Raw genomic sequence first — 18558 nt, forward strand, 5'->3', positions numbered from 1 at the left:
GAGGTGAGCGTTGAAGAGTATTGTATTAATTGATTTTGATGGGGTGATTAGACAGTGGCCCGGTAATGAAGTTTCTCAGGCAGAAGCGGTGCTAGGGATTTCTCAGGGCGCATTGTATTCGTGTGCGTTTTCTACCGAACTATTGAATTTAGCGGTATGCGGTGAGATTTCTCATCAGCAGTGGTGTGACAGAGTCACTGAGCAATTGGCGCGCCACTGGGGTGAGGAGGCTGCGGCACAGTTGGTTAAAATATGGAATCAAGCGGAGTGGTTTATTGATACGCCACTAATAGAAGGGATTCGTCGACATACCCCTGAGAGTAAACTCGTTTTGGTGACCAACGGTACGTCTCAGTTAGAAGCAGACCTCGCCTCTGTTGCATTGCAAGACAGCTTCGATCTTGTTGTTAGCTCCTCACATATTGGTGTCGCTAAGCCTGACCGACTGTTTTTTGAGATCGCTCTACAGCTAGCGGGAGGCAATCCAGTCAATGCGGTATTTATTGATGATAGTGAGGCTAACGTGGCTGCCGCCAAAGCGATGGGGATCGACAGTCACGTATATTGTAATTGCGACGATGCGTTAGCCTTTGTACGCGAGCATTTTTAATTGCTTTAAACCAATTGAAAAAGCCGACGATAACGTCGGCTTTTTCTTTTAATGTACTGCCTGTGGTTCTAATGCTTCTACCTTGACCGCTGCCACTTTAAACTCCGGTATTTTCGCATGGGGGTCAGTTGCGGTGGTGGTTAATCGGTTCACAGGCGACTCAACAAAATGGAATGGAATAAACACCACACCTTGCTGAATTCGCTTGGTCACAAAGGCATCAATCTCAATCGAACCGCGCCGAGTGGAGACTCGCAAGCGTTGACCATTGCTAATGCCTAGCGCTTCTGCATCTTGCACGCTGATCATAGCTCTTGGACCGGCTAAGTTATCCAAACCTTTGGTTTTGCGCGTCATGGTTCCGGTATGGAACTGCTCAAGCACACGTCCGGTGGTGAGCACTAAAGGAAAATCCTCGTCCGGTAGTTCGGCGGCATAGCGGAATGGCACACCAACCATTTGCCCTTTGCCACGGGTAAATTGGGTTTGGTGCATAATCCGCGTGCCGTTCGGATTGTTTTTGTTGCTCGGCCACTGCACGCCATCTGGGGTGATTGTCTCCCAACGAAGCCCAGCATATTGTGGCGTCACGCGAGCAATTTCGCTGGTAATGTCCGACACCTCTTTGTAATGCCAATCTCCACCCATGGCGTTGGCGATTTGTTGAATGATCCACCAATCTTCTTTGGCCTCTCCCGGCGCTTTCACTGCTGGATTGACTCGTTGCACGCGCCTTTCGGTGTTGGTGAAGTGGCCTGATTTTTCGGCAAACGAGCAAGATGGCAATACAACATCTGCATATTGAGCGGTTTCGGTTAAGAAGATGTCTTGCACCACCAAGAAGTCGAGCGTCTCCAATCCTTCAATAACGTGAGCTTGATTAGGGTCACTCAGTACAGGGTTCTCACCCATGATGTAAAGACCGCGCACATCTCTATTGCAAGCACCATCGATGATTTCGGTTAGTGTCAGACCTGGTTCTGAAGGGAGATTTGGCGCGTCCCATTCAATAGCGAACTTCTGACGAATCATTGGGTTGTAGACTTTCTGATAGCCAGGGTAATTGTTGGGTAGTGCGCCCATATCACAAGCACCTTGCACGTTGGATTGACCACGCAGCGGGTTGATACCACCACCCTCAATACCGATGTTGCCGCAAAGAAGCTGCAAGTTAGCAATCGAGCGAACATTGTCGTGCCCGGTTGTATGCTGGGTGATGCCCATTGAGTAGTAGACCGCAGTGCGCTCGGCGGTACCAATCATACGCGCCATGGCAAAGATGTCGTCGCCACTGACCCCCGTGACCAACTCAACTTTGTCTAACGCATAAGCAGGAGACATTACTTCTTGGAGTAGGGTGTCAAAGCCGTCTACACGCTCCTCAATATATTCTTGATCATACCAACCATTTTTGATGATTTGCTGCATGATACCGTTAAGCAGCATCACGTCAGTACCTGGCCGATGAGCAAGGTAAAGCTCGGCGTGATCGGCCATATCAATGCGCTTAGGATCAGCCACAATCAAGCGCGCGCCATGGTGACGAATCGCCTGTTTGATGTGAGAAGCGATGATAGGGTGAGCCGAGGTGGTATCTGAGCCGATAATAAAAATCACATCCGAGTGTTTGATGCTCGGGATGTCATTGGTCATGGCACCACTACCCAGAGACGCTTCAAGACCAGTAACGCTGGAGGCGTGACACAAGCGAGCGCAGTGGTCGATATTGTTGGTGCCAAGCTCACGGCGAATAAACTTCTGGAAAGCGTAGTTGTCTTCGTTAGTGGTTTTAGCGGATGAGAACCCAGCGAGTGCGTTGTCGCCAAAGTCTTGTTTGATGGCGGTGAACTTCTTAGCAATAAGCGCAATGGCTTCATCCCAACTTGCCGGTTGTAGCCAACCATCTTTACGAATCAGAGGCGTGGTTAAACGGGCATCGTCACTGATAAAATCGAAGCCGAAACGACCTTTCACACAAAGCATACCTTCATTTACCGGAGAGTGTGCCCCGGTGACATGCATGATTTGGTTGTTTGCCTCATCGACATGCATGGTCAATTTACAGCCCACACCACAATAGGTACAAATGGTGTCGACCTTCTTCAATACTTCTTCACGCCCTTGAGCTCGGTCACGGCTGTCTACCATGGCACCGGTTGGACACGCTTGAACGCAGGCACCACATTGAACGCAGTTGGAATCGCCCATCAGCAAGCGCCCATTTTTGCTTGAGCCAAAATGAGGTCTATCATCTGGGCGCAGTGCAGGGCGGCCATGTCGGTCATGGACAAAGTTGAGAATGCCGTGTACCGCTTGTTCGCTACAGGCTTGAATACATTGACCGCAACTAATGCAGCGGTTGGCATCGAACTCAATAAACTCAGAACTGCGGTCGACGCTGAATTTATGGCGCGGATCTTTCGCTCTTACATTCAGCCAATCTTGATGACTTTTCACTTCAAGGCCAAGCTCAAAGTGCTGCTCGGCACCATATTCAGTTGAGTAGTCTCGCAGATCGCAACTGGTGTTGGCTTGGCAGCCACACTCTAGGCAGCGCGCCGCTTCTTTGATGGCCTCTTCATTGTCAAAGCCGAGCTCGACTTCATCAAAACTCTGTTCGCGCTGAGCTGGGGTGAGCTCTGGCATAATCGAGCGAGCCACTTTTTGGAAGCTCTCGAAGTGGATTGGGTCCACTTGTGCCAGTTTTTGTTCTTTACGCGAGTTGAAAGCAGGTGCTGGCATATCGGCCATGTCGCCATTGAGGAATAGGTCAATCGCCTTAGCGGCGATTCGGCCGTCTCCAACCGCTTCAACAGCCGTAGATGGGCCGCGGCGAAAATCGCCAATACTGAAAATATTGCCTGTACCCGTGTGCATGGTTTGTGCGTCAGACTCAGACGTGTTCCATCGAGTTAATGGGATAGATAAATCGTCGCCTTCTAGAAAGCTTAAATCAGGCTTTTGTGAGACAGCTGCAATGACGGTATCAAATGCTTGAGCGAAGAACTCGCCGGTTGGCTCTGGTCTGCGGCGACCTGATGCATCGGGCTCGCCAAGCGCCATTCGTTCTAAGCGAACTTCTTTCACGTGGCCGGTTTCATCTGCAATGTTTTCAGCTGGGTTAGTTAGAAAAAGGAACTTAACGCCTTCGTGTTCAGCTTCTTCAATTTCGTAATCTTCTGCTGGCATCTCTTCGCGCGTTCGGCGATAGATAATTGTGGTGTCTGCCCCTGCGCGGCGAGCGGTTCTCGCGCAGTCAATCGCTGTATTACCGCCGCCAATCACCGCCACTTTTTTACCTGTGGTGTAAGTTTGCTCGGTGACAAAGTCTTTTAGGTAATCAACCCCAAGGTAGCAGCCAGCAAACTGACTGCCTGGGTATTTCATCTCGACCGCCAAGGAAGCTCCAACGGCGAGGCAGACTGCACCATAGTCGTCACTCAACTGGCTCAGCGATAGGTTTTCGCCTAGCTTTTGCTCGGTTTTTATCTGCATACCATTGCGACACATCAGCTCGATTTCTTTATCGAGGATGGCTTTTGGTAGTCGATATTCAGGAATACCATAACGAAGCCAACCGCCTGCTTTTGGCATCGACTCAAATACGGTTACATCATAGCCTTCGTTGGAAAGATAATAGCCCGCTGTTAAGCCACCCGGACCACTGCCGACAATGGCGATAGAGAGGTTTTTGTCGGCTTTCTTTTCTGGCGTGTAGGCTTCTTGCGCTGCAAGGTCGGCATCTGCTGCGTGGCGTTTCAATTGACGAATGGCAATTGACTCATCCACCAAGGAGCGGCGACATTCACTTTCACAAAAGGCAGGGCATACACGGCCAATCGATAGCGGCATTGGCAGCGTGCGTTTGATCACTTCAATCGCTTTTTGATGATCGTTCTGCGCAATGAAGTACAGGTACGATTGGATATCTACCCCAGCAGGGCAGGCAGTTTTACACGGAGCTTCGCAGTCTGCATAGTGATCTTGCATGATGCGGTTGAGTGCTTGGCGGCGATGTTCGCTTAATTGGTCTGATTGTGTTTTAACATTCAAACCGCGGTAGACTTCGAGTTCGCAGGCGCGCTGAGTGGCGCCGCTTTCCATTTCTACCACACACAGGTCGCAAGGCACTTTTTGATTTGATTTATTTAGCCCGCACAGAGAAGGGATCTCTACCCCACATACTTTGGCTGCTTCTAGTAGGGTTGAACCCTCTTCCACAATTCGATATTTGCCGTCAATTATGATTTCTATCATAAGACCCCCGCAGCGTAATTTACAAAGCCTTACATTCTATAAGGATAATGCCTAGCAAGGAAAGTTCGTGTGACAAAAAACTCAATTATGGCTTTTTTATAGTTTTGATAATTTGTTTAATGGCTTTAATCAGTGCTCTTCTTCCTTGCTAGCCAACCAATATGCGCCCTCAAATTTGGTTATTATTTGATTCTTATCAAGTTGCACTACATACACCTCTTTAGGGGTATGTTTAACCCTACAATCTGTAGTGAAAATATCCCTATTAAATTTAGGGTTGCTATGCTTATTGTGAGTATTGAACTGGTCTGATCCGCTGGTACGAGGTAGTGGTTATGTGTGGGGCAAAGTCGAAAACATCAGAGAGTCGACGTCGATTCTTACGTGATGCTGCAAGAACGGCTGCTGGAGTCGGTGCGGCTGCAACGGTACTCGGGCTTCAGTCGATGCAAAGCCAAGCAAGAGATGGCTCTGGTGTTCCGATCAGGCCACCGGGTGCTCTGCCAAAAGGCGAGTTTGAAAAAGCGTGCATTCGCTGCGGACTGTGCGTACAAGCCTGTCCTTACGATACCCTAAAGCTTGCCACACTTCTTTCATCGGTAGAGTCGGGGACGCCTTATTTTAATGCGCGGGAAATCCCGTGTGAAATGTGCGACGACATTCCTTGTGTCCCCGTCTGCCCAACGGGAGCCCTTGATCCAAACTTAACCAATATTGACGATGCTCGCATGGGCACCGCGGTGCTTATCGACCATGAAAGCTGTTTGAACTGGCAGGGGCTGCGCTGTGATGTGTGTTACCGAGTTTGCCCTTTGATTGATGAAGCAATCACGCTTGAGCATATTCGCAATGAACGAACCGGTTATCACGCTAAGTTAATTCCCACTGTTCACTCAGATAAATGTACCGGTTGTGGTAAATGTGAAGAAGCGTGTGTCACTGAAGTCGCGGCGATTAAAATTATCCCGACAGAATTGGCCAAAGGGAAAATGGGCGCTCACTACCAACTTGGTTGGGAAGAAATCAAAAAGCCACTAGAGAACAGTGCGCCAGAAGTACCGACCGAAGCGCTGGAAACCTTGGGAGGGAAGTTGTAATGGCTAAGAACCTCGCTAAAGATACCGGAAAAGACGCGATAAAAGCCTTAGGCTGGTGGCAAGCGCACCGCTTTTTACTGCTTAGACGACTCTGTCAGTTAACGATCGTCGCTTTGTTTATGGCAGGACCAACGCTAGGAGTTCTAAAAGGCAATCTCTCTTCGAGTAACTTGTTTGATGTGATTCCAATGAGTGATCCTCTCATCACTTTACAAACCCTATCTGCAGGTCACTTACCTGAAATTACGGCGCTAGTGGGCGTTGCCATTGTGGTGGTTTTCTATGCGTTAATCAGCCCAAGAGCATTTTGCGGCTGGGTTTGCCCGATGAACATGGTCACCGATCTGGCGGCGTTTTTGCGTCGTAAACTTAATATCAAAACCAGCTACCGTTGGTCCTCTCAATTGCGTTACTGGTTGATTCCCGTATTGCTTATTGGCAGCGCTGTTTCAGGTAGTGTTTTATGGGCGTGGATAGATCCTGTGGCCGCGTTACATCGTGGTTTGGTATTTGGATTTGGAGCGAGTTGGGTGCTGGTTGGCTTGGTGTTTGTCCTCGATTTACTCCTGGTTGAACACGGCTGGTGTGGCCATTTATGTCCACTGGGTGCGACATACGGGGTGATAGGGCGCAAGAGCTTGCTCCGAGTGGCTGCTGTTCGCCGTGAAGATTGCACTAAGTGTATGGACTGCTATAACGTTTGCCCCGAACCGGATGTGCTGCGCCAACCACTAAAAGAAGGTGATAAACGCGTCTTAGACCAGAACTGCATCAGCTGCGGTCGCTGTATCGACGTATGTGCCGAGAAGGTGTTTGAGTTTCAAAATCGAATTACAGTAAAGCAGATTGATTAACTACAATCCCCTTTTAGCTTACCGTCATCGAATAGATTAGATGAAGCAGTTTTGCAACTGATTGCACTTTCATTTGCCATGTGGCGAAAACTTGCTCTATAATCGCCACATCATTTCTCAAGGAGTCTACGCCAATATGAACAACTAACACCTGTTATCCATGTTTGACATTATTTTTCGGATTTCGCAGGGTTAGTCGGCGTAGCTTTATCTGTGCTCATGTTAGCACCACGCTCAATTTATATTCGCATTTATTGATCCCTTTGCTCAGGTTCAGCTTGAACTATTTGGATCGATCTTATTGCATCATGCTACGCCTAATCCTGTTCTACAGGAGGCATGCTATGCCAGTTATACAAGTTAATAAAATCAGTTATCAATTCGACAATGGTGAGGTGTTGTTTACCGACATCTCATGCTCACTGACGTCCAGACGAACCGGGCTGGTCGGTCGAAATGGCATTGGGAAATCTTACCTTGCCGATATACTCGCGCAAAAACGTCTGCCTAGCTCTGGCCATGTGGTAGGGAGTGTAAGTTTTGCCTGTTATAGCCAACTGCCGTTGGATTTATTGGCGAGCTCAACGACCATTGCACAGTTTCTCGGCTATCACGAGGTTTTGTACGCCATCGAGCAAATCGAGTTGGGCGACTGCGACTCAAAGTGGTTCGATATTGTAGGAGAAGAGTGGCAGCTTAAAGGGGCGTTAACCAAGCAGCTAATAGAGTTAGGGCTGCCAGCCGACCCTAACTTCCCTTGCCGTCGTTTGAGTGGCGGTCAGCTTGCAAGACTGCAGCTTTGGAAGCTATTTCTATCAGAGGTTGAACTCCTTATTTTGGATGAGCCTTCTAACCATTTAGATTATCAAGCAAGACTATGGCTGGTGGAAAAAATGCGTCAGTTTGACGGCTATATCTTGCTCATTAGTCATGATCGTTTGTTACTACGACAGATGGATCAAATCTGGGAGCTGAGCCAGCTTGGGCTTACTCAATATGGGGGTAATTACGATTTCTACTATCAGCAAAAACAGCGAGAGCGCAATGCCTTAGAGCGTCAACTTGATGCGGTTAGAGGTGAGCAACAAAGGTTAGAACTTCAAGCACAGAAAAACCGAGAGAAAGCCCAGCAGCGAGAGGCGCAAGGGAACAAAATTCGCAAAGCAGGCAGTCAGTCTAAGTTGATTCTCGATGGCATGAAAAACAGCGCAGAGAACTCTGTGTCTAATCGACATCGAAATGAAAATAGTCGGCGTACAATGTTGGAGCAAAAGGAGCGCAGTCTTAGCGAGCGTTATGAGCAGGTTAAGCGACAAAAACTCTATTTAGAGCAAGGGATGGCAGGCCGTGGTAACGCATTGCATATTGTCGCGGCGATTCTTCCTTTTGGTAGAGCTACACCCTTCAACTTATCTCTTGATATAGGCAGCAAACTCCACCTTGCGGGTGGCAATGGCTGCGGAAAATCGACACTACTGAAAGTGTTACTCGGTGAGCTCACCCTCCAAAGTGGCGAGCTGCATATCAACCGTCCAGTTTGTTATCTTGACCAACATTTTGGTCTGCTCAATCTAGAGCTTTCTTTGTTAGACAACATGACTTGGCATTGTAAGGGGTTACTCGAAAGTGACGCTCGGACATTACTTGCAGGAATTGGCTTTCGTCGAGATAGCGTATTTCGCTTGGTGAGCCAACTCAGCGGCGGTGAGAAAATGAAATTGGCGATGTTGATAGTCAGTCATCAACCTCAATCACCCATCTTGCTGCTTGATGAGCCGGATAATCACCTCGATTTGGACTCTAAAACGATATTGGCTCAGGCGTTAAACCAGTATCAAGGAGCCTTTATTCTTGTCAGCCATGATCCAGATTTTGTTCGTGAGAGTGGAGTAGGTATTTGTTTCTCTTTTTGAGCCTCAAGCACATTACTTCATACTAACTCATTGATTATTTATGGAAGGGATTTATAAAATGCACTCATTAAGAGCGCTAAAATCAATAAAAAGGATGTCATGAAGCTAACAGAATTACAGAACCACATAAAACAGTTTGATTACGCGCCTGACCAATCAGAGCACTATTTTTTGAAATTGATTGAAGAGGTAGGGGAGCTGTCTGAAGCGATTCGCAGTGGCAAAAGTGGGCAACCAAGCTTTGAAGAACTCAAAGGATCGGTAGCAGAAGAGTTATACGATGTTTTGTATTATGTTTGTGCTCTTGCCAATATTCACGACGTGGACTTGGAGAAAACCCATACGATGAAAGAAGTGCTTAACAAAGAGAAGTACAATCGATAGGTGTGCGTCCCACGGAATTGATTGATCAAGGAGAAGAAATGTATCAAGGAAGTTGCTTGTGCGGCTCAATCGAGTACCGCTTGGATGGTAGTGTGACTGATATTATCCATTGTCATTGTTCATTGTGTCGCAAAGCGAGTGGCAGTGCTTATGCGACCAATGGTTTTATTAATGCGTCGGATATTAAGCTTACGGATAAAAACGCTACGCTTACTTTCTATGAGAGCAGCGAAGGCAAGCGTAAATACTTTTGCAAGAATTGCGGAGCTCCAATTTATAGCTCCAACGCTCAATCGCCTTCCAGGCTACGTTTACGCCTTGGATCATTAGACAGTGATATTAGCGAGCGCCCACTATCCCATAACTTCGTTACTTCTAAGGCGAATTGGGAAGAGCTGGACGCGGTATTACCTCGAAACGAAAGGCATGAACCGGGTCGGGACTAGTTGTTTGAAGTGATGAATTAAAGCTTTAGGTTTCGTCTTATCTCACCGCCAAGACAGCGAATAATACGCTGTCTTGGCGTTTTAAATCCTTGAATTTGCGATCATCAATGCAGTTTTCAATAACTTGGGTGCAAAAGTAGCCGAGTTTGAAATATTGTTCGAGCTTCTCGTTTGACTGGTTGCTTGTGTTAGTAACCAATTGATTATTAATGTATATATCAATCCAACCACTGTGTAGTAGGGTCAATAACACAAGTAATTTAGGGAACAAAGAATGTTAAAAAGAGTCTTCGGTATCGCTTTGGTGGTTTTTCTGGTTGCTGGTTGTATCAATCGAGATGAGATCTATGCCACCCCTCCGGCAGAGCTTACTGACTATGTAAATGAAATTCTTCCTGCGGCAGAACAGTTTGTTAGTAAAAATGAGCGTGAAGCCATAGATAAAGGGATTGAGCTTAATGCTAGTCAAATGGAAATGGCGCAAAGAGTTGGTTTACAGCATCCAGAAAAAGTTAGGCTGTATTATGTCGATAGACTTCCGTTTCCTGAAGACTCAGAGCTAGCTAACTTAGCTAAAAAGTACGGTTACAGCTCTCCGCTTATGGCTGCATATACATACGGTTATGGTATTTGGATAAAACACTCAGAAGCTAGTAACCAACTGCTGTTATCACATGAACTGATTCATGTTAGACAAGCAGAAAAAATGGGCTTAACGGAGCAGACCAGACAATACCTTATACAACTTTTTATCTACGGCTATGAAAATGCGCCGATGGAAAAAGAGGCTTATCAACTAGAGAGTCAGTACCTCTAAGCGATGCGCTGCCTGAGTTACGTTGGAGGTTAAATGTTAAGTACTTATACTGGATCTTGTCATTGTGGCCGGATCCAATTCAAGGTTTTAGCTGACATTGATCATCTTCGTGAATGCAACTGCTCTATTTGTATTCGAAGGGGAGCGCTGAATTTTCGCGTAGCAAAAGAGAATTTGTCATTCCTTACGCCACTAGAAGATGCCAGTTTATACCAATGGGGCAGTAAAACGGCTCAAGATTACTTTTGTCCTAAGTGCGGTATTTTACCTTTCCGTAAGCCCAGCAAATTAACTGAAGCTGAAATAGCAGCAGGCAAGGAAGAGTTTACTGGCTGGACCGTCAATGCTCGTTGCATCAACGGACTGGAATTAAACAAAATTCCTGTGATTAAAATTGATGGGGCGTCTTTGTAGGTACCTAAGCTCTATGCTTATAAGTTTGGAGACTCGCGGTGTCTATAGTCTAAAAAGTTCTAATTTCTATAGGAGATAAGCAGTGAATATGAAGGAGTTCTCGCGTCTTGTTGGTTTGTCTGCCCATACACTTCGATACTACGAGAAAATAGGCTTGCTTAAAAACGTGCAAAGAAACAGTAGCGGTCATCGTGCTTATACATCAAAAGATCTTAATTGGATCGAGTTTGTAAAACGTCTAAAAGATACGGCGATGCCACTTGAGGAAATACTCGAGTATGCAAGGTTGAGAGAAGCTGGTTCTCGCTCAGTTGCTGATCGTCAAGCGTTGCTTGAGCAACATAAAGAAAGCTTAAAAGCTCACATTGCGGAACAGCAATTACATCTCACTGTTTTAGAAAAGAAAATTAGTCTTTATAAAGAAGGAAAAGTTCGTTGACTTAGAGTTAACTCTAACTTGTATGCTGCGATTTCAAATTTAATAGGAGCATACAAATGAGCAAATCACGTTTTGAAGCTGGGTTAGAGTTACTTAAAAATATTGACGGAGAAGCGGGGCAGAATGTTATCGAGAGCCTGCAGGATATAAGCCCCGACCTTGCCAAGTATACGATAGAGTTCCCTTTTGGTGACATTTACGCTCGTGAAGGATTGGACCTAAAATCCCGAGAAATAGCCACGGTAGCGGCGCTGACTGCGCTAGGTAATTGTGCTCCTCAACTTAAAGTCCACTTGAACGCGGCTCTTAATGTAGGTTGCGCAGAGAAAGAAATAAAAGAAGTTATCCTACAAATGTCGGTTTATGCAGGCTTCCCTGCAGCATTAAACGGTATGTTTGCTTTCAAAGAAGTGCTTATTGAACGACAAAACAAGAGTGTTTAGAGGTTCTGAGTGCTCAATAGAATATTAGAAAATTAGATGGAGAGTTTTTCATGGATGCTAGGTATGAGGATTATTTCCAAACCTATCTTAGTACATTACCGGAGCTTCAACGTACTGAGGTTTACGATGTAGAAACCACGTATTTTTGTGACGATGAATACAATACAAATGAGTGTGCTCGACTTGTTTCCATTGGCAAAAAGCGTGCAACTTGTAGCGTTAAAGAAGCGTACCGAATTGAAGGGGAGGAGTTTCCCAAAGTCGGCCAGTACCAAATTGTTCTCGATTGGGACAAGAACCCGGTTTGTATCGTTAAAATCACTGAAGTAGATTTCTGCCCTTTTGGCCAGGTGAGTCGCGAATTCGCTGAATCAGAGGGTGAAGGTGATGGCACGTATGAGTGGTGGTATAAAGCGCACAACGATTTTTTCACCAAGGATTGCGAGTCGGCTTATGGAATTGAGTTTAACGACTCAACAGAGCTTGTACTTGTCACATTTGAACTTGTTTATAAGTGATTTTTGACCGGTGACTATGGCTTTTAATTGGGGGCAAATGATAGTGTTGCACTCCGCGTTAAAATTTTGTAAATCAATAATAAATACAAGGATGTATAAATGGAGAATATTGAAAGTAATATTTCGGTTAGTGATCAGAGTAAGGAGGTTAAACTGTACGTAGTCTCTCCTCAAAAGTTTACTATTCTCTTTTTAAGTACAATGGGTATTTACGGACTTTATTGGTCGTATAAAAACTGGAGCCTCTACAAGAGTAGCTGTAATGCCAAGGTTTGGCCCGTTGTACGAGGTTTCTTTGACATCTTCTTCCTCCATTCTCTGTGTGACAAACTTTTGTCTTCAACAGAGTCCGATTCTTCATCGAAAAAGGATTCAAAACTCGAGTCTCATGCCACCACTTACGTAATATTAACTATTGTCGGTAGGGTTTTTGATCAGCTTTCAAGCGAGGAGATCGGTCTTCCATTTAGCTATTTTGTTAGTATTCTTCTTCTCCCTTTTACGTTTAAGGCGTTATATGCCATTCAGGCTAAAGCAAACCAATTAATGGGCGACAATGAGGGTAGTGCAAACTCTAAATTAACTTGGGCAAACTATGTTTGGATATTAGTTGGGATTTTGTTTTGGACGTTGATTGGTCTTGGAGGTCTATCGATGTTCATCGAGCTCTAAACTTATCGGAAGTGATAAAAGCATTAGATTTGGAAAGCTTACGGTTACGCCAATCCCTCATCTGGGTTGTAGTTAGTTTTACTAAGAGCAGTGAGTTTTTCGACTAAATCCCCCCTTATCTAGATGTATAGCGCTAACCTATTTTGAATAATGCTCGGGGGTTAAACCGTGGCCCTTACTTTCAGTGAGGTATAGAAGAGCATCAATCACTCGTATCGGCGTGAGTAGATTGTCTTCGGTGCAACTCTCTAGCTCAAAAGTAAGGTAGAGGCAGTCGAGTTCTACTTTGAGAAATAGGTTTCCTTGTGGAGGCCTATCTTGAGACAAAGCAAACTCACCGATACCTAAAAAGTGCGAGCTATTGAGATTGCCCGTCGCATAAATGTCGCACTTTAATTTGTGAGCCAACGTTAAGAAATCGAGCAGCAGGTTCAATTGATCGTCTGAAGTGTTATCCAGCGCCTGCACGTGCGGCTGTTTGCAGAAACGTTCTAGATAGCAAATCATTTCGTCGATGTCGTTATTAAATAGCATACTTAGTCGCTCAAATTATAAGAATTGCGATTTTACCCTTGGAGTAGCAACTTACAAGTCTTTGTATCTATGGTTCTTAGATAGGTTTAACTCGGCGACACAACTCTTTCTCGTCGGGTGAAAACTCGCTATTAGGTAGTGAGATTCTGGTAAACTGTCGATATTCGTATCGATATTTAGGATCTTTCGCTCATGAGCCAAGAACAACCAAACAACCCTTTACATGGCTTAACGCTAGAAAAAATTCTCGTCCGATTACAAGAACACTATGGCTGGGAAGGACTAGATGCAGAAATTCAGATCAACTGTTTTTACAATAATCCATCAATCAAATCATCTTTGAAGTTTTTACGCCGTACACAGTGGGCGAGAGACAAAGTGGAAGCTTTATACATAGATACATTTTGTAAATAAGCTTTCTTTCTCGGATGACTAACCGATAGGTTGAGGAACAAGGGGCGCTAAGAGTATGGATAACATTTACATGCAGCTTTTATCTCAACCTTTTCCGACCAGTATTCAGTTGGTCGAGTATGCATTGCAGCGTCATGGCTATTGCACTGATCAAGGGTGTTTTGGCGTCACTTATCCCGATGACTTGGACGAATATGATCGGGTGATTGAAGGGCAATCGATCCCAACAGGCATGCTCCTGATCCAATACTGGGATGGTTCCAATCAAGAAGTGTTAGTGTAAGAACATGATTATCTTGTGTCATTGAAAGAGTATTTGCTCATGACTGGCCAGTGCTCAATCGCAAGATTTATCAAAACGGGTTAGGTAGGCATTAAGTCGGAGATCAGGGAGGAAATCAGATGACGGTCTATATCCAAAAAGGGTGGCAACACTCCCATTCAATGTTGATTGCCAAATTGTATGAAGAAGCGTTCGGTGCCAAGTTTCAGTGTGCCGTTGCGGATAAAAATCAACGGATCGAATTACTCTCAAACTGCTTCGTACCTCATTACTCCTTTGCGGCATTTTCAAATAACGTCCCTGTCGGCTTGGCGGGTTTTAATGTTGAGTCAGGCTCGCACACAGGTGGTATTGGAGCCAAAGGGCTAATAAAACAACTTGGGTTATTGAGAGGGGTTTGGGCCTGCGTTGTTTTTAGCTTGTTTGAACGCCAACCTGATGAGCAGGAGTTAGTGATGGATGGCATTGCAGTAGATAGCCAGTTCAGAGGGCAAGGTATCGGTTCAATGTTACTCGATCATATTATCTCATACGCTGGTGAGAATGGTTTTACCTCAGTCAGACTTGACGTGATTGATAGTAATGACAGAGCGAGAAAGCTTTATGAATCGAAGGGCTTTGTGGCGGTTAAAACTGAAAGTTACCCATACCTTGAATGGTTGCTCGGCTTTTCAGGTGCAACGACGATGAAATTGACTCTAAGTTAAAGTCGCCAGATCGCTCTGGCGACTTTCGTCGTTTATAGAGAGACTTTTTTCACCATACCCGCTTCAGCATGGCCTGGAATGTTGCAGGCGAACTCAACATTGTTGTCGCCATGAAAGTGCCAAAGAAGCTGTTTAGCTTTACCCGGTTTGACGGTCACAGTACTCCCAGAGTCATGTGCATGGTTGCCCATGTTTTTCATCATCTCACGGTGTTTAAGCTGCTCTTGTGCTGAGCCAATAGAAAACTCATGGTCAATCTTGCCAGCGTTCATGACAACAAATTGCACCACGTCATTTGGCTCGATATCCACTTCCTTCTTGAAGTTGATTTTCATATCGTCAGTTAACATTACATGGACTACTTTATCTGGCTTTGCGCCCATTGCTGGCATACCGACATCCGACATGCCTTCCATATTCATCATGCCAGAGTGATCCATTTTACTGTGATCCATTTTCATCTCGTCATGGTTCATATTTGAATGGTCCATTTTAGAGTGGTCCATTGCATCGGCCATTGCGCCAGTACTAAAGATTGCGATAGCTAAGGTAATCAGTGTTTTTTTCATAATGTGTTCCTCTTAGAATTTTGTTCGGCAAGTGATGAGTCTTCGTCGCTACTTGCCGAAAATGCGTTATTTAACTTCTCGTTGTTTCCATAATTTGAAGATCGCTGGTAGCACTAATAGGGTGAGTAGTAGGGCTGATGCCATACCACCAATCATTGGTGCGGCAATACGCTGCATCACTTCCGAACCTGTCCCGTCACCGTACATAATCGGGATCAGGCCGATAATTACGGTCAATACTGTCATCATGACTGGGCGTACACGCAGTCCGGCACCTTCACGGATAGCATCGGTAAGGTCTTGAACGGTAATCGCTTTGTTATCTTCTTCTGCGTGCAGCTTTTTGTAGTGCCACGCTTGGTTGAGGTAAACCAGCATGATGACCCCAATCTCAACCGCGACCCCTGCTAGAGCAATGAAGCCAACGCCTACCGCGATTGAGAAGTTGTAGCTGAGGTAGTGCATTAGCCATAAACCACCTACCATAGCGAGTGGCAGGGTCATCATGATGATCATGACTTCACCCACACGGCGGAAACTGAAATAGAGCAGCAGCATGATGATGGCAATGGTAATCGGGACAACCACGCTCAAGCGCTCTTTTGCACGCTCCATGTATTCGTATTGCCCAGACCAAGCTAATGAGTAGCCTGCTGGTAATTGCAGTTGCTCTGCTACGGTATTTTGCGCCTCGACCACGTACGAGCCGAGATCGCGTCCATCAATGTCGACAAACACCCAGCCATTCGGGCGCGCGTTTTCGGTCTTGATCATTGGCGGTCCATCTTCGTAACGAATGTCAGCAACATCGGCTAAAGCGATACGTGCACCGTTTGGAGTAACCAATGGCAAGTTCTGCAGTTTAACCACCGAATCACGGTAATCTTGTGGGTAACGAACATTGATTGGGTAACGCTCAAGTCCTTCAATGGTTTCACCTACGTTCATACCACCGACTGCTGTAGATACGACTTGCTGCACATCTTTGATGTTTAAGCCGTAGCGAGCCGCCGAGCGACGTTTAATATCAATGGTGACGTAGCGTCCACCTGCAACGCGCTCAGCATAGACAGAAGATGTGCCGTTAATGCTGTTCAGAATCGGCTCTAAATCGGCTCCAATTTGCTCAATCACCTTCAAATCAGGCCCGGCGATTTTGATTCCGATAGGAGTCTTGATACCCGTTGCCAACATGTCGATGCGAGTTTTAATTGGCATTACCCATGCGTTGGTTAAACCAGGGAACTGGACTAAGTCATCAAACTCTTTGCGTAGTGACTCTGTAGTCACGCCTTCACGCCATTGCTCCCTTGGTTTTAACTGAATGACCGTTTCGATCATGGTCAGTGGCGCGGGATCGGTTGCGGTCTCTGCGCGGCCAATCTTGCCCCAAACTGTTTCCACTTCAGGGACGGTTTTGATCAGCTTGTTGGTCTGCTGCAGTAGCTCACGTGCCTTACCAATGGAAATACCAGGGTAGGTAGTAGGCATATACATCAGATCGCCTTCATCTAATGGCGGGATAAATTCACTGCCCAACTTGCTGGTCGGATAGTAAGCGGATGCCATTAACGCCACAGCTAAGATGATCATTGTCTTAGGGAAGCGCAGGCTCAGGTTAAGCAGAGGTCGGTATAGTGCGACCAATCCTTTGTTGACAGGGTTCTTATGCTCAGGAAGCACTTTGCCACGGATAAAGTAGCCCATCAGAACAGGCACTAAGGTAATAGCGAGACCTGCCGCTGCGGCCATCGCATACGTTTTGGTAAAGGCAAGTGGCGAGAACATCTTGCCTTCTTGGCCTTCCAAAGCGAACACTGGCACAAAACTCAAGGTGATGATAAGTAGCGAGAAGAATAGGGGAGCACCCACCTCTTCTGCTGCTTTGCCAATCACTTGCCAGCGATTTTTGTCAGTGAGCGGAGTGCGCTCTATGTGCTTATGTACGTTCTCTATCATTACTATAGCGCCATCAACCATAGCGCCTATCGCAATCGCAATACCGCCCAAAGACATGATGTTGGCGTTAATACCTTGCCAGTGCATAACGATAAATGCTGACAGGATCCCAACAGGCAAACTTAGTGCGATAACCAGTGATGAACGAATGTGGAACAAGAACAGTGCACAGACAACCGCGACGACAATGAACTCTTCCGCCAGTTTCTTCCATAAGTTTTCAACCGCAGCATCAATCAATGTTGAGCGATCATAGGTGGCGACTATCTCTACGCCGTCCGGTAGGCTGCGTTGTAGGTCTTCTAGCTTGGCTTTGACGTTACTGATCACCTCACTGGCGTTTTCGCCAAATCGCATCACGATAACGCCACCAACAGCCTCGCCTTCGCCGTTAAATTCGGAGATACCACGACGCATTTGAGGCCCGAGGTTAATGTCAGCAATATCACCTAATAGCAGCGGTGTGCCTTTCTCGGTCACTTTTAACGGTAGAGATTGAATATCTTCGATGCTGGAAAGGTAGCCGGTAGTACGAACCATGTGTTCCGCTTCAGCCACTTCAATTACCGATGCACCAGCCTCTTGGTTGCCGTTTTGAATCGCCATGTTGACTTGCTGTAGCGTTAAGTCGTAGGCACGCAGTTTGGCAGGATCAATTTGTACTTGGTATTGCTTGACCATGCCACCGACTGTCGCCACTTCCGACACGCCTTCAACGGTTTGCAGCTCATACTTTAAGAACCAGTCCTGTAAGCTGCGCAGTTCAGCGAGGTCATGCTGGCCTGTTTTATCTTGCAGAACATAGCTATAAACCCAGCCCACACCGGTCGCATCTGGGCCCAAGGTTGGCTTCGCGCTTGGTGGTAGGTTCGGCGCAACTTGGCTCAAGTATTCAAGTACTCGCGAGCGAGCCCAATACATGTCCGTATCATCATTAAAGATGATGTATACGTAGGAGTCGCCAAAGAAGGAGTAGCCGCGCACGGTTTCAGCGCCCGGTACCGCAAGCATGGCTGTGGTGAGCGGGTAGGTGACTTGGTCTTCGACCACCTGAGGCGCTTGGCCGGGATAGCTGGTTTTTATAATGACCTGAACATCAGAAAGATCCGGTATAGCATCGACAGGTGTGTTTTTTACACTGTAAAGTCCACCCAGCACTAAGGCTAATGTTGAAATCAGGACTAAAAATCGATTGCGAATCGACCAACGAATGATTGCACTGATCATA

At 46.2% G+C, this 18558-nt stretch carries 19 protein-coding genes; 15 read left to right on the forward strand and 4 right to left on the reverse strand.

The features are described 5' to 3' along the window. The first annotated feature begins 10 nt into the window (after nucleotides 1-10). Nucleotides 11-610 (forward strand): HAD family hydrolase, encoded by a 600-nt coding sequence (locus tag AC4MRV_RS03020; RefSeq protein WP_491185942.1) that lies wholly within the window; start codon nucleotides 11-13, stop codon nucleotides 608-610. A 48-nt stretch (nucleotides 611-658) separates the two neighbouring features. On the opposite strand, the gene fdhF is transcribed toward AC4MRV_RS03020, so the two are convergent. Further along, on the reverse strand, nucleotides 659-4867 hold the full coding sequence (gene fdhF / locus AC4MRV_RS03025; RefSeq protein ID WP_491185943.1) for a formate dehydrogenase subunit alpha: 4209 nt from the start codon (nucleotides 4865-4867) through the stop codon (nucleotides 659-661). Between the two features lie 335 nt (nucleotides 4868-5202). Here fdhF and napG point away from each other — a divergent pair, with 335 nt between their 5' ends. The 11 genes from napG (at nucleotide 5203) to AC4MRV_RS03080 (ending at nucleotide 12864) form a co-directional block, all read left to right on the forward strand. Continuing rightward, nucleotides 5203-5964, forward strand: coding sequence for a ferredoxin-type protein NapG (gene napG, locus AC4MRV_RS03030; protein WP_491185944.1), 762 nt, complete (start codon nucleotides 5203-5205; stop codon nucleotides 5962-5964). Continuing rightward, the gene (gene napH, locus AC4MRV_RS03035; protein WP_491185945.1) at nucleotides 5964-6818 is read left to right on the forward strand and encodes a quinol dehydrogenase ferredoxin subunit NapH; all 855 of its coding nucleotides are present in this window, start codon (nucleotides 5964-5966) and stop codon (nucleotides 6816-6818) included. The genes napG and napH overlap by 1 nt, the downstream gene beginning before the upstream one ends. Nucleotides 6819-7162: 344 nt before the next feature. Then, the gene (locus AC4MRV_RS03040; RefSeq protein WP_491185946.1) at nucleotides 7163-8731 is read left to right on the forward strand and encodes an ATP-binding cassette domain-containing protein; all 1569 of its coding nucleotides are present in this window, start codon (nucleotides 7163-7165) and stop codon (nucleotides 8729-8731) included. A 99-nt stretch (nucleotides 8732-8830) separates the two neighbouring features. Next, on the forward strand, nucleotides 8831-9115 hold the full coding sequence (locus AC4MRV_RS03045; RefSeq protein ID WP_491185947.1) for a MazG nucleotide pyrophosphohydrolase domain-containing protein: 285 nt from the start codon (nucleotides 8831-8833) through the stop codon (nucleotides 9113-9115). A gap of 38 nt (nucleotides 9116-9153) precedes the next feature. Then, nucleotides 9154-9561, forward strand: a complete 408-nt coding sequence (locus AC4MRV_RS03050; RefSeq protein ID WP_491185948.1) for a GFA family protein — start codon at nucleotides 9154-9156, stop codon at nucleotides 9559-9561. Nucleotides 9562-9835: 274 nt separating this feature from the next. After that, nucleotides 9836-10378, forward strand: a complete 543-nt coding sequence (locus tag AC4MRV_RS03055; RefSeq protein ID WP_491185949.1) for a hypothetical protein — start codon at nucleotides 9836-9838, stop codon at nucleotides 10376-10378. A gap of 33 nt (nucleotides 10379-10411) precedes the next feature. After that, nucleotides 10412-10792, forward strand: a complete 381-nt coding sequence (locus tag AC4MRV_RS03060) for a GFA family protein (protein WP_491185950.1) — start codon at nucleotides 10412-10414, stop codon at nucleotides 10790-10792. Nucleotides 10793-10874: 82 nt separating this feature from the next. Further along, nucleotides 10875-11231 (forward strand): MerR family transcriptional regulator, encoded by a 357-nt coding sequence (locus AC4MRV_RS03065; protein ID WP_491185951.1) that lies wholly within the window; start codon nucleotides 10875-10877, stop codon nucleotides 11229-11231. 56 nt (nucleotides 11232-11287) lie between these two features. Continuing rightward, entirely contained in the window at nucleotides 11288-11674 is a 387-nt protein-coding gene (locus tag AC4MRV_RS03070; protein ID WP_491185952.1) for a carboxymuconolactone decarboxylase family protein, read from the forward strand. 50 nt (nucleotides 11675-11724) lie between these two features. Continuing rightward, nucleotides 11725-12192 carry an ASCH domain-containing protein gene (locus tag AC4MRV_RS03075; protein ID WP_491185953.1) on the forward strand — a complete coding sequence of 156 codons (468 nt, stop codon included), beginning with the start codon at nucleotides 11725-11727 and terminating at the stop codon, nucleotides 12190-12192. A gap of 99 nt (nucleotides 12193-12291) precedes the next feature. Then, nucleotides 12292-12864, forward strand: a complete 573-nt coding sequence (locus AC4MRV_RS03080) for a hypothetical protein (RefSeq protein ID WP_491185954.1) — start codon at nucleotides 12292-12294, stop codon at nucleotides 12862-12864. A gap of 138 nt (nucleotides 12865-13002) precedes the next feature. Here AC4MRV_RS03080 and AC4MRV_RS03085 read toward each other — a convergent pair whose 3' ends face one another. Continuing rightward, nucleotides 13003-13398: a hypothetical protein gene (locus tag AC4MRV_RS03085; protein ID WP_491185955.1), complete on the reverse strand. Its 396-nt coding sequence runs from the start codon at nucleotides 13396-13398 to the stop codon at nucleotides 13003-13005. Between the two features lie 192 nt (nucleotides 13399-13590). Between AC4MRV_RS03085 and AC4MRV_RS03090 the strand changes: the two genes are divergently transcribed. From AC4MRV_RS03090 to AC4MRV_RS03100, 3 genes are all read left to right on the forward strand, one after another. Then, a complete protein-coding gene (locus tag AC4MRV_RS03090; RefSeq protein WP_005472135.1) occupies nucleotides 13591-13812 on the forward strand; it encodes a VF530 family protein in 222 nt (73 codons plus the stop codon). A 55-nt stretch (nucleotides 13813-13867) separates the two neighbouring features. Further along, nucleotides 13868-14095, forward strand: coding sequence for a hypothetical protein (locus AC4MRV_RS03095; RefSeq protein ID WP_491185956.1), 228 nt, complete (start codon nucleotides 13868-13870; stop codon nucleotides 14093-14095). A gap of 119 nt (nucleotides 14096-14214) precedes the next feature. After that, a complete protein-coding gene (locus tag AC4MRV_RS03100; protein ID WP_491185957.1) occupies nucleotides 14215-14802 on the forward strand; it encodes a GNAT family N-acetyltransferase in 588 nt (195 codons plus the stop codon). 32 nt (nucleotides 14803-14834) lie between these two features. Here AC4MRV_RS03100 and copI read toward each other — a convergent pair whose 3' ends face one another. Continuing rightward, entirely contained in the window at nucleotides 14835-15371 is a 537-nt protein-coding gene (gene copI / locus AC4MRV_RS03105; RefSeq protein WP_491185958.1) for a copper-resistant cuproprotein CopI, read from the reverse strand. Between the two features lie 66 nt (nucleotides 15372-15437). Continuing rightward, complete coding sequence (locus tag AC4MRV_RS03110; RefSeq protein ID WP_491185959.1) at nucleotides 15438-18557, reverse strand: efflux RND transporter permease subunit; 3120 nt, start codon at nucleotides 18555-18557, stop codon at nucleotides 15438-15440. Between the last annotated feature and the right edge of the window lies 1 nt (nucleotide 18558).

Source organism: Vibrio sp. (genome assembly GCF_984391705.1).

Coding starts and splice junctions, on each gene's coding strand:
- fdhF (WP_491185943.1), bottom strand. CDS start 4,867: ATGATAGAAATCATAATTGACGGCAAATATCGAATTGTGGAAGAGGGT.
- AC4MRV_RS03055 (WP_491185949.1), top strand. CDS start 9,836: ATGTTAAAAAGAGTCTTCGGTATCGCTTTGGTGGTTTTTCTGGTTGCT.
- AC4MRV_RS03095 (WP_491185956.1), top strand. CDS start 13,868: ATGGATAACATTTACATGCAGCTTTTATCTCAACCTTTTCCGACCAGT.
- napH (WP_491185945.1), top strand. CDS start 5,964: ATGGCTAAGAACCTCGCTAAAGATACCGGAAAAGACGCGATAAAAGCC.
- AC4MRV_RS03110 (WP_491185959.1), bottom strand. CDS start 18,557: ATGATCAGTGCAATCATTCGTTGGTCGATTCGCAATCGATTTTTAGTC.
- AC4MRV_RS03060 (WP_491185950.1), top strand. CDS start 10,412: ATGTTAAGTACTTATACTGGATCTTGTCATTGTGGCCGGATCCAATTC.
- napG (WP_491185944.1), top strand. CDS start 5,203: ATGTGTGGGGCAAAGTCGAAAACATCAGAGAGTCGACGTCGATTCTTA.
- AC4MRV_RS03100 (WP_491185957.1), top strand. CDS start 14,215: ATGACGGTCTATATCCAAAAAGGGTGGCAACACTCCCATTCAATGTTG.
- AC4MRV_RS03090 (WP_005472135.1), top strand. CDS start 13,591: ATGAGCCAAGAACAACCAAACAACCCTTTACATGGCTTAACGCTAGAA.
- copI (WP_491185958.1), bottom strand. CDS start 15,371: ATGAAAAAAACACTGATTACCTTAGCTATCGCAATCTTTAGTACTGGC.
- AC4MRV_RS03085 (WP_491185955.1), bottom strand. CDS start 13,398: ATGCTATTTAATAACGACATCGACGAAATGATTTGCTATCTAGAACGT.
- AC4MRV_RS03070 (WP_491185952.1), top strand. CDS start 11,288: ATGAGCAAATCACGTTTTGAAGCTGGGTTAGAGTTACTTAAAAATATT.
- AC4MRV_RS03050 (WP_491185948.1), top strand. CDS start 9,154: ATGTATCAAGGAAGTTGCTTGTGCGGCTCAATCGAGTACCGCTTGGAT.
- AC4MRV_RS03045 (WP_491185947.1), top strand. CDS start 8,831: ATGAAGCTAACAGAATTACAGAACCACATAAAACAGTTTGATTACGCG.
- AC4MRV_RS03075 (WP_491185953.1), top strand. CDS start 11,725: ATGGATGCTAGGTATGAGGATTATTTCCAAACCTATCTTAGTACATTA.
- AC4MRV_RS03040 (WP_491185946.1), top strand. CDS start 7,163: ATGCCAGTTATACAAGTTAATAAAATCAGTTATCAATTCGACAATGGT.
- AC4MRV_RS03080 (WP_491185954.1), top strand. CDS start 12,292: ATGGAGAATATTGAAAGTAATATTTCGGTTAGTGATCAGAGTAAGGAG.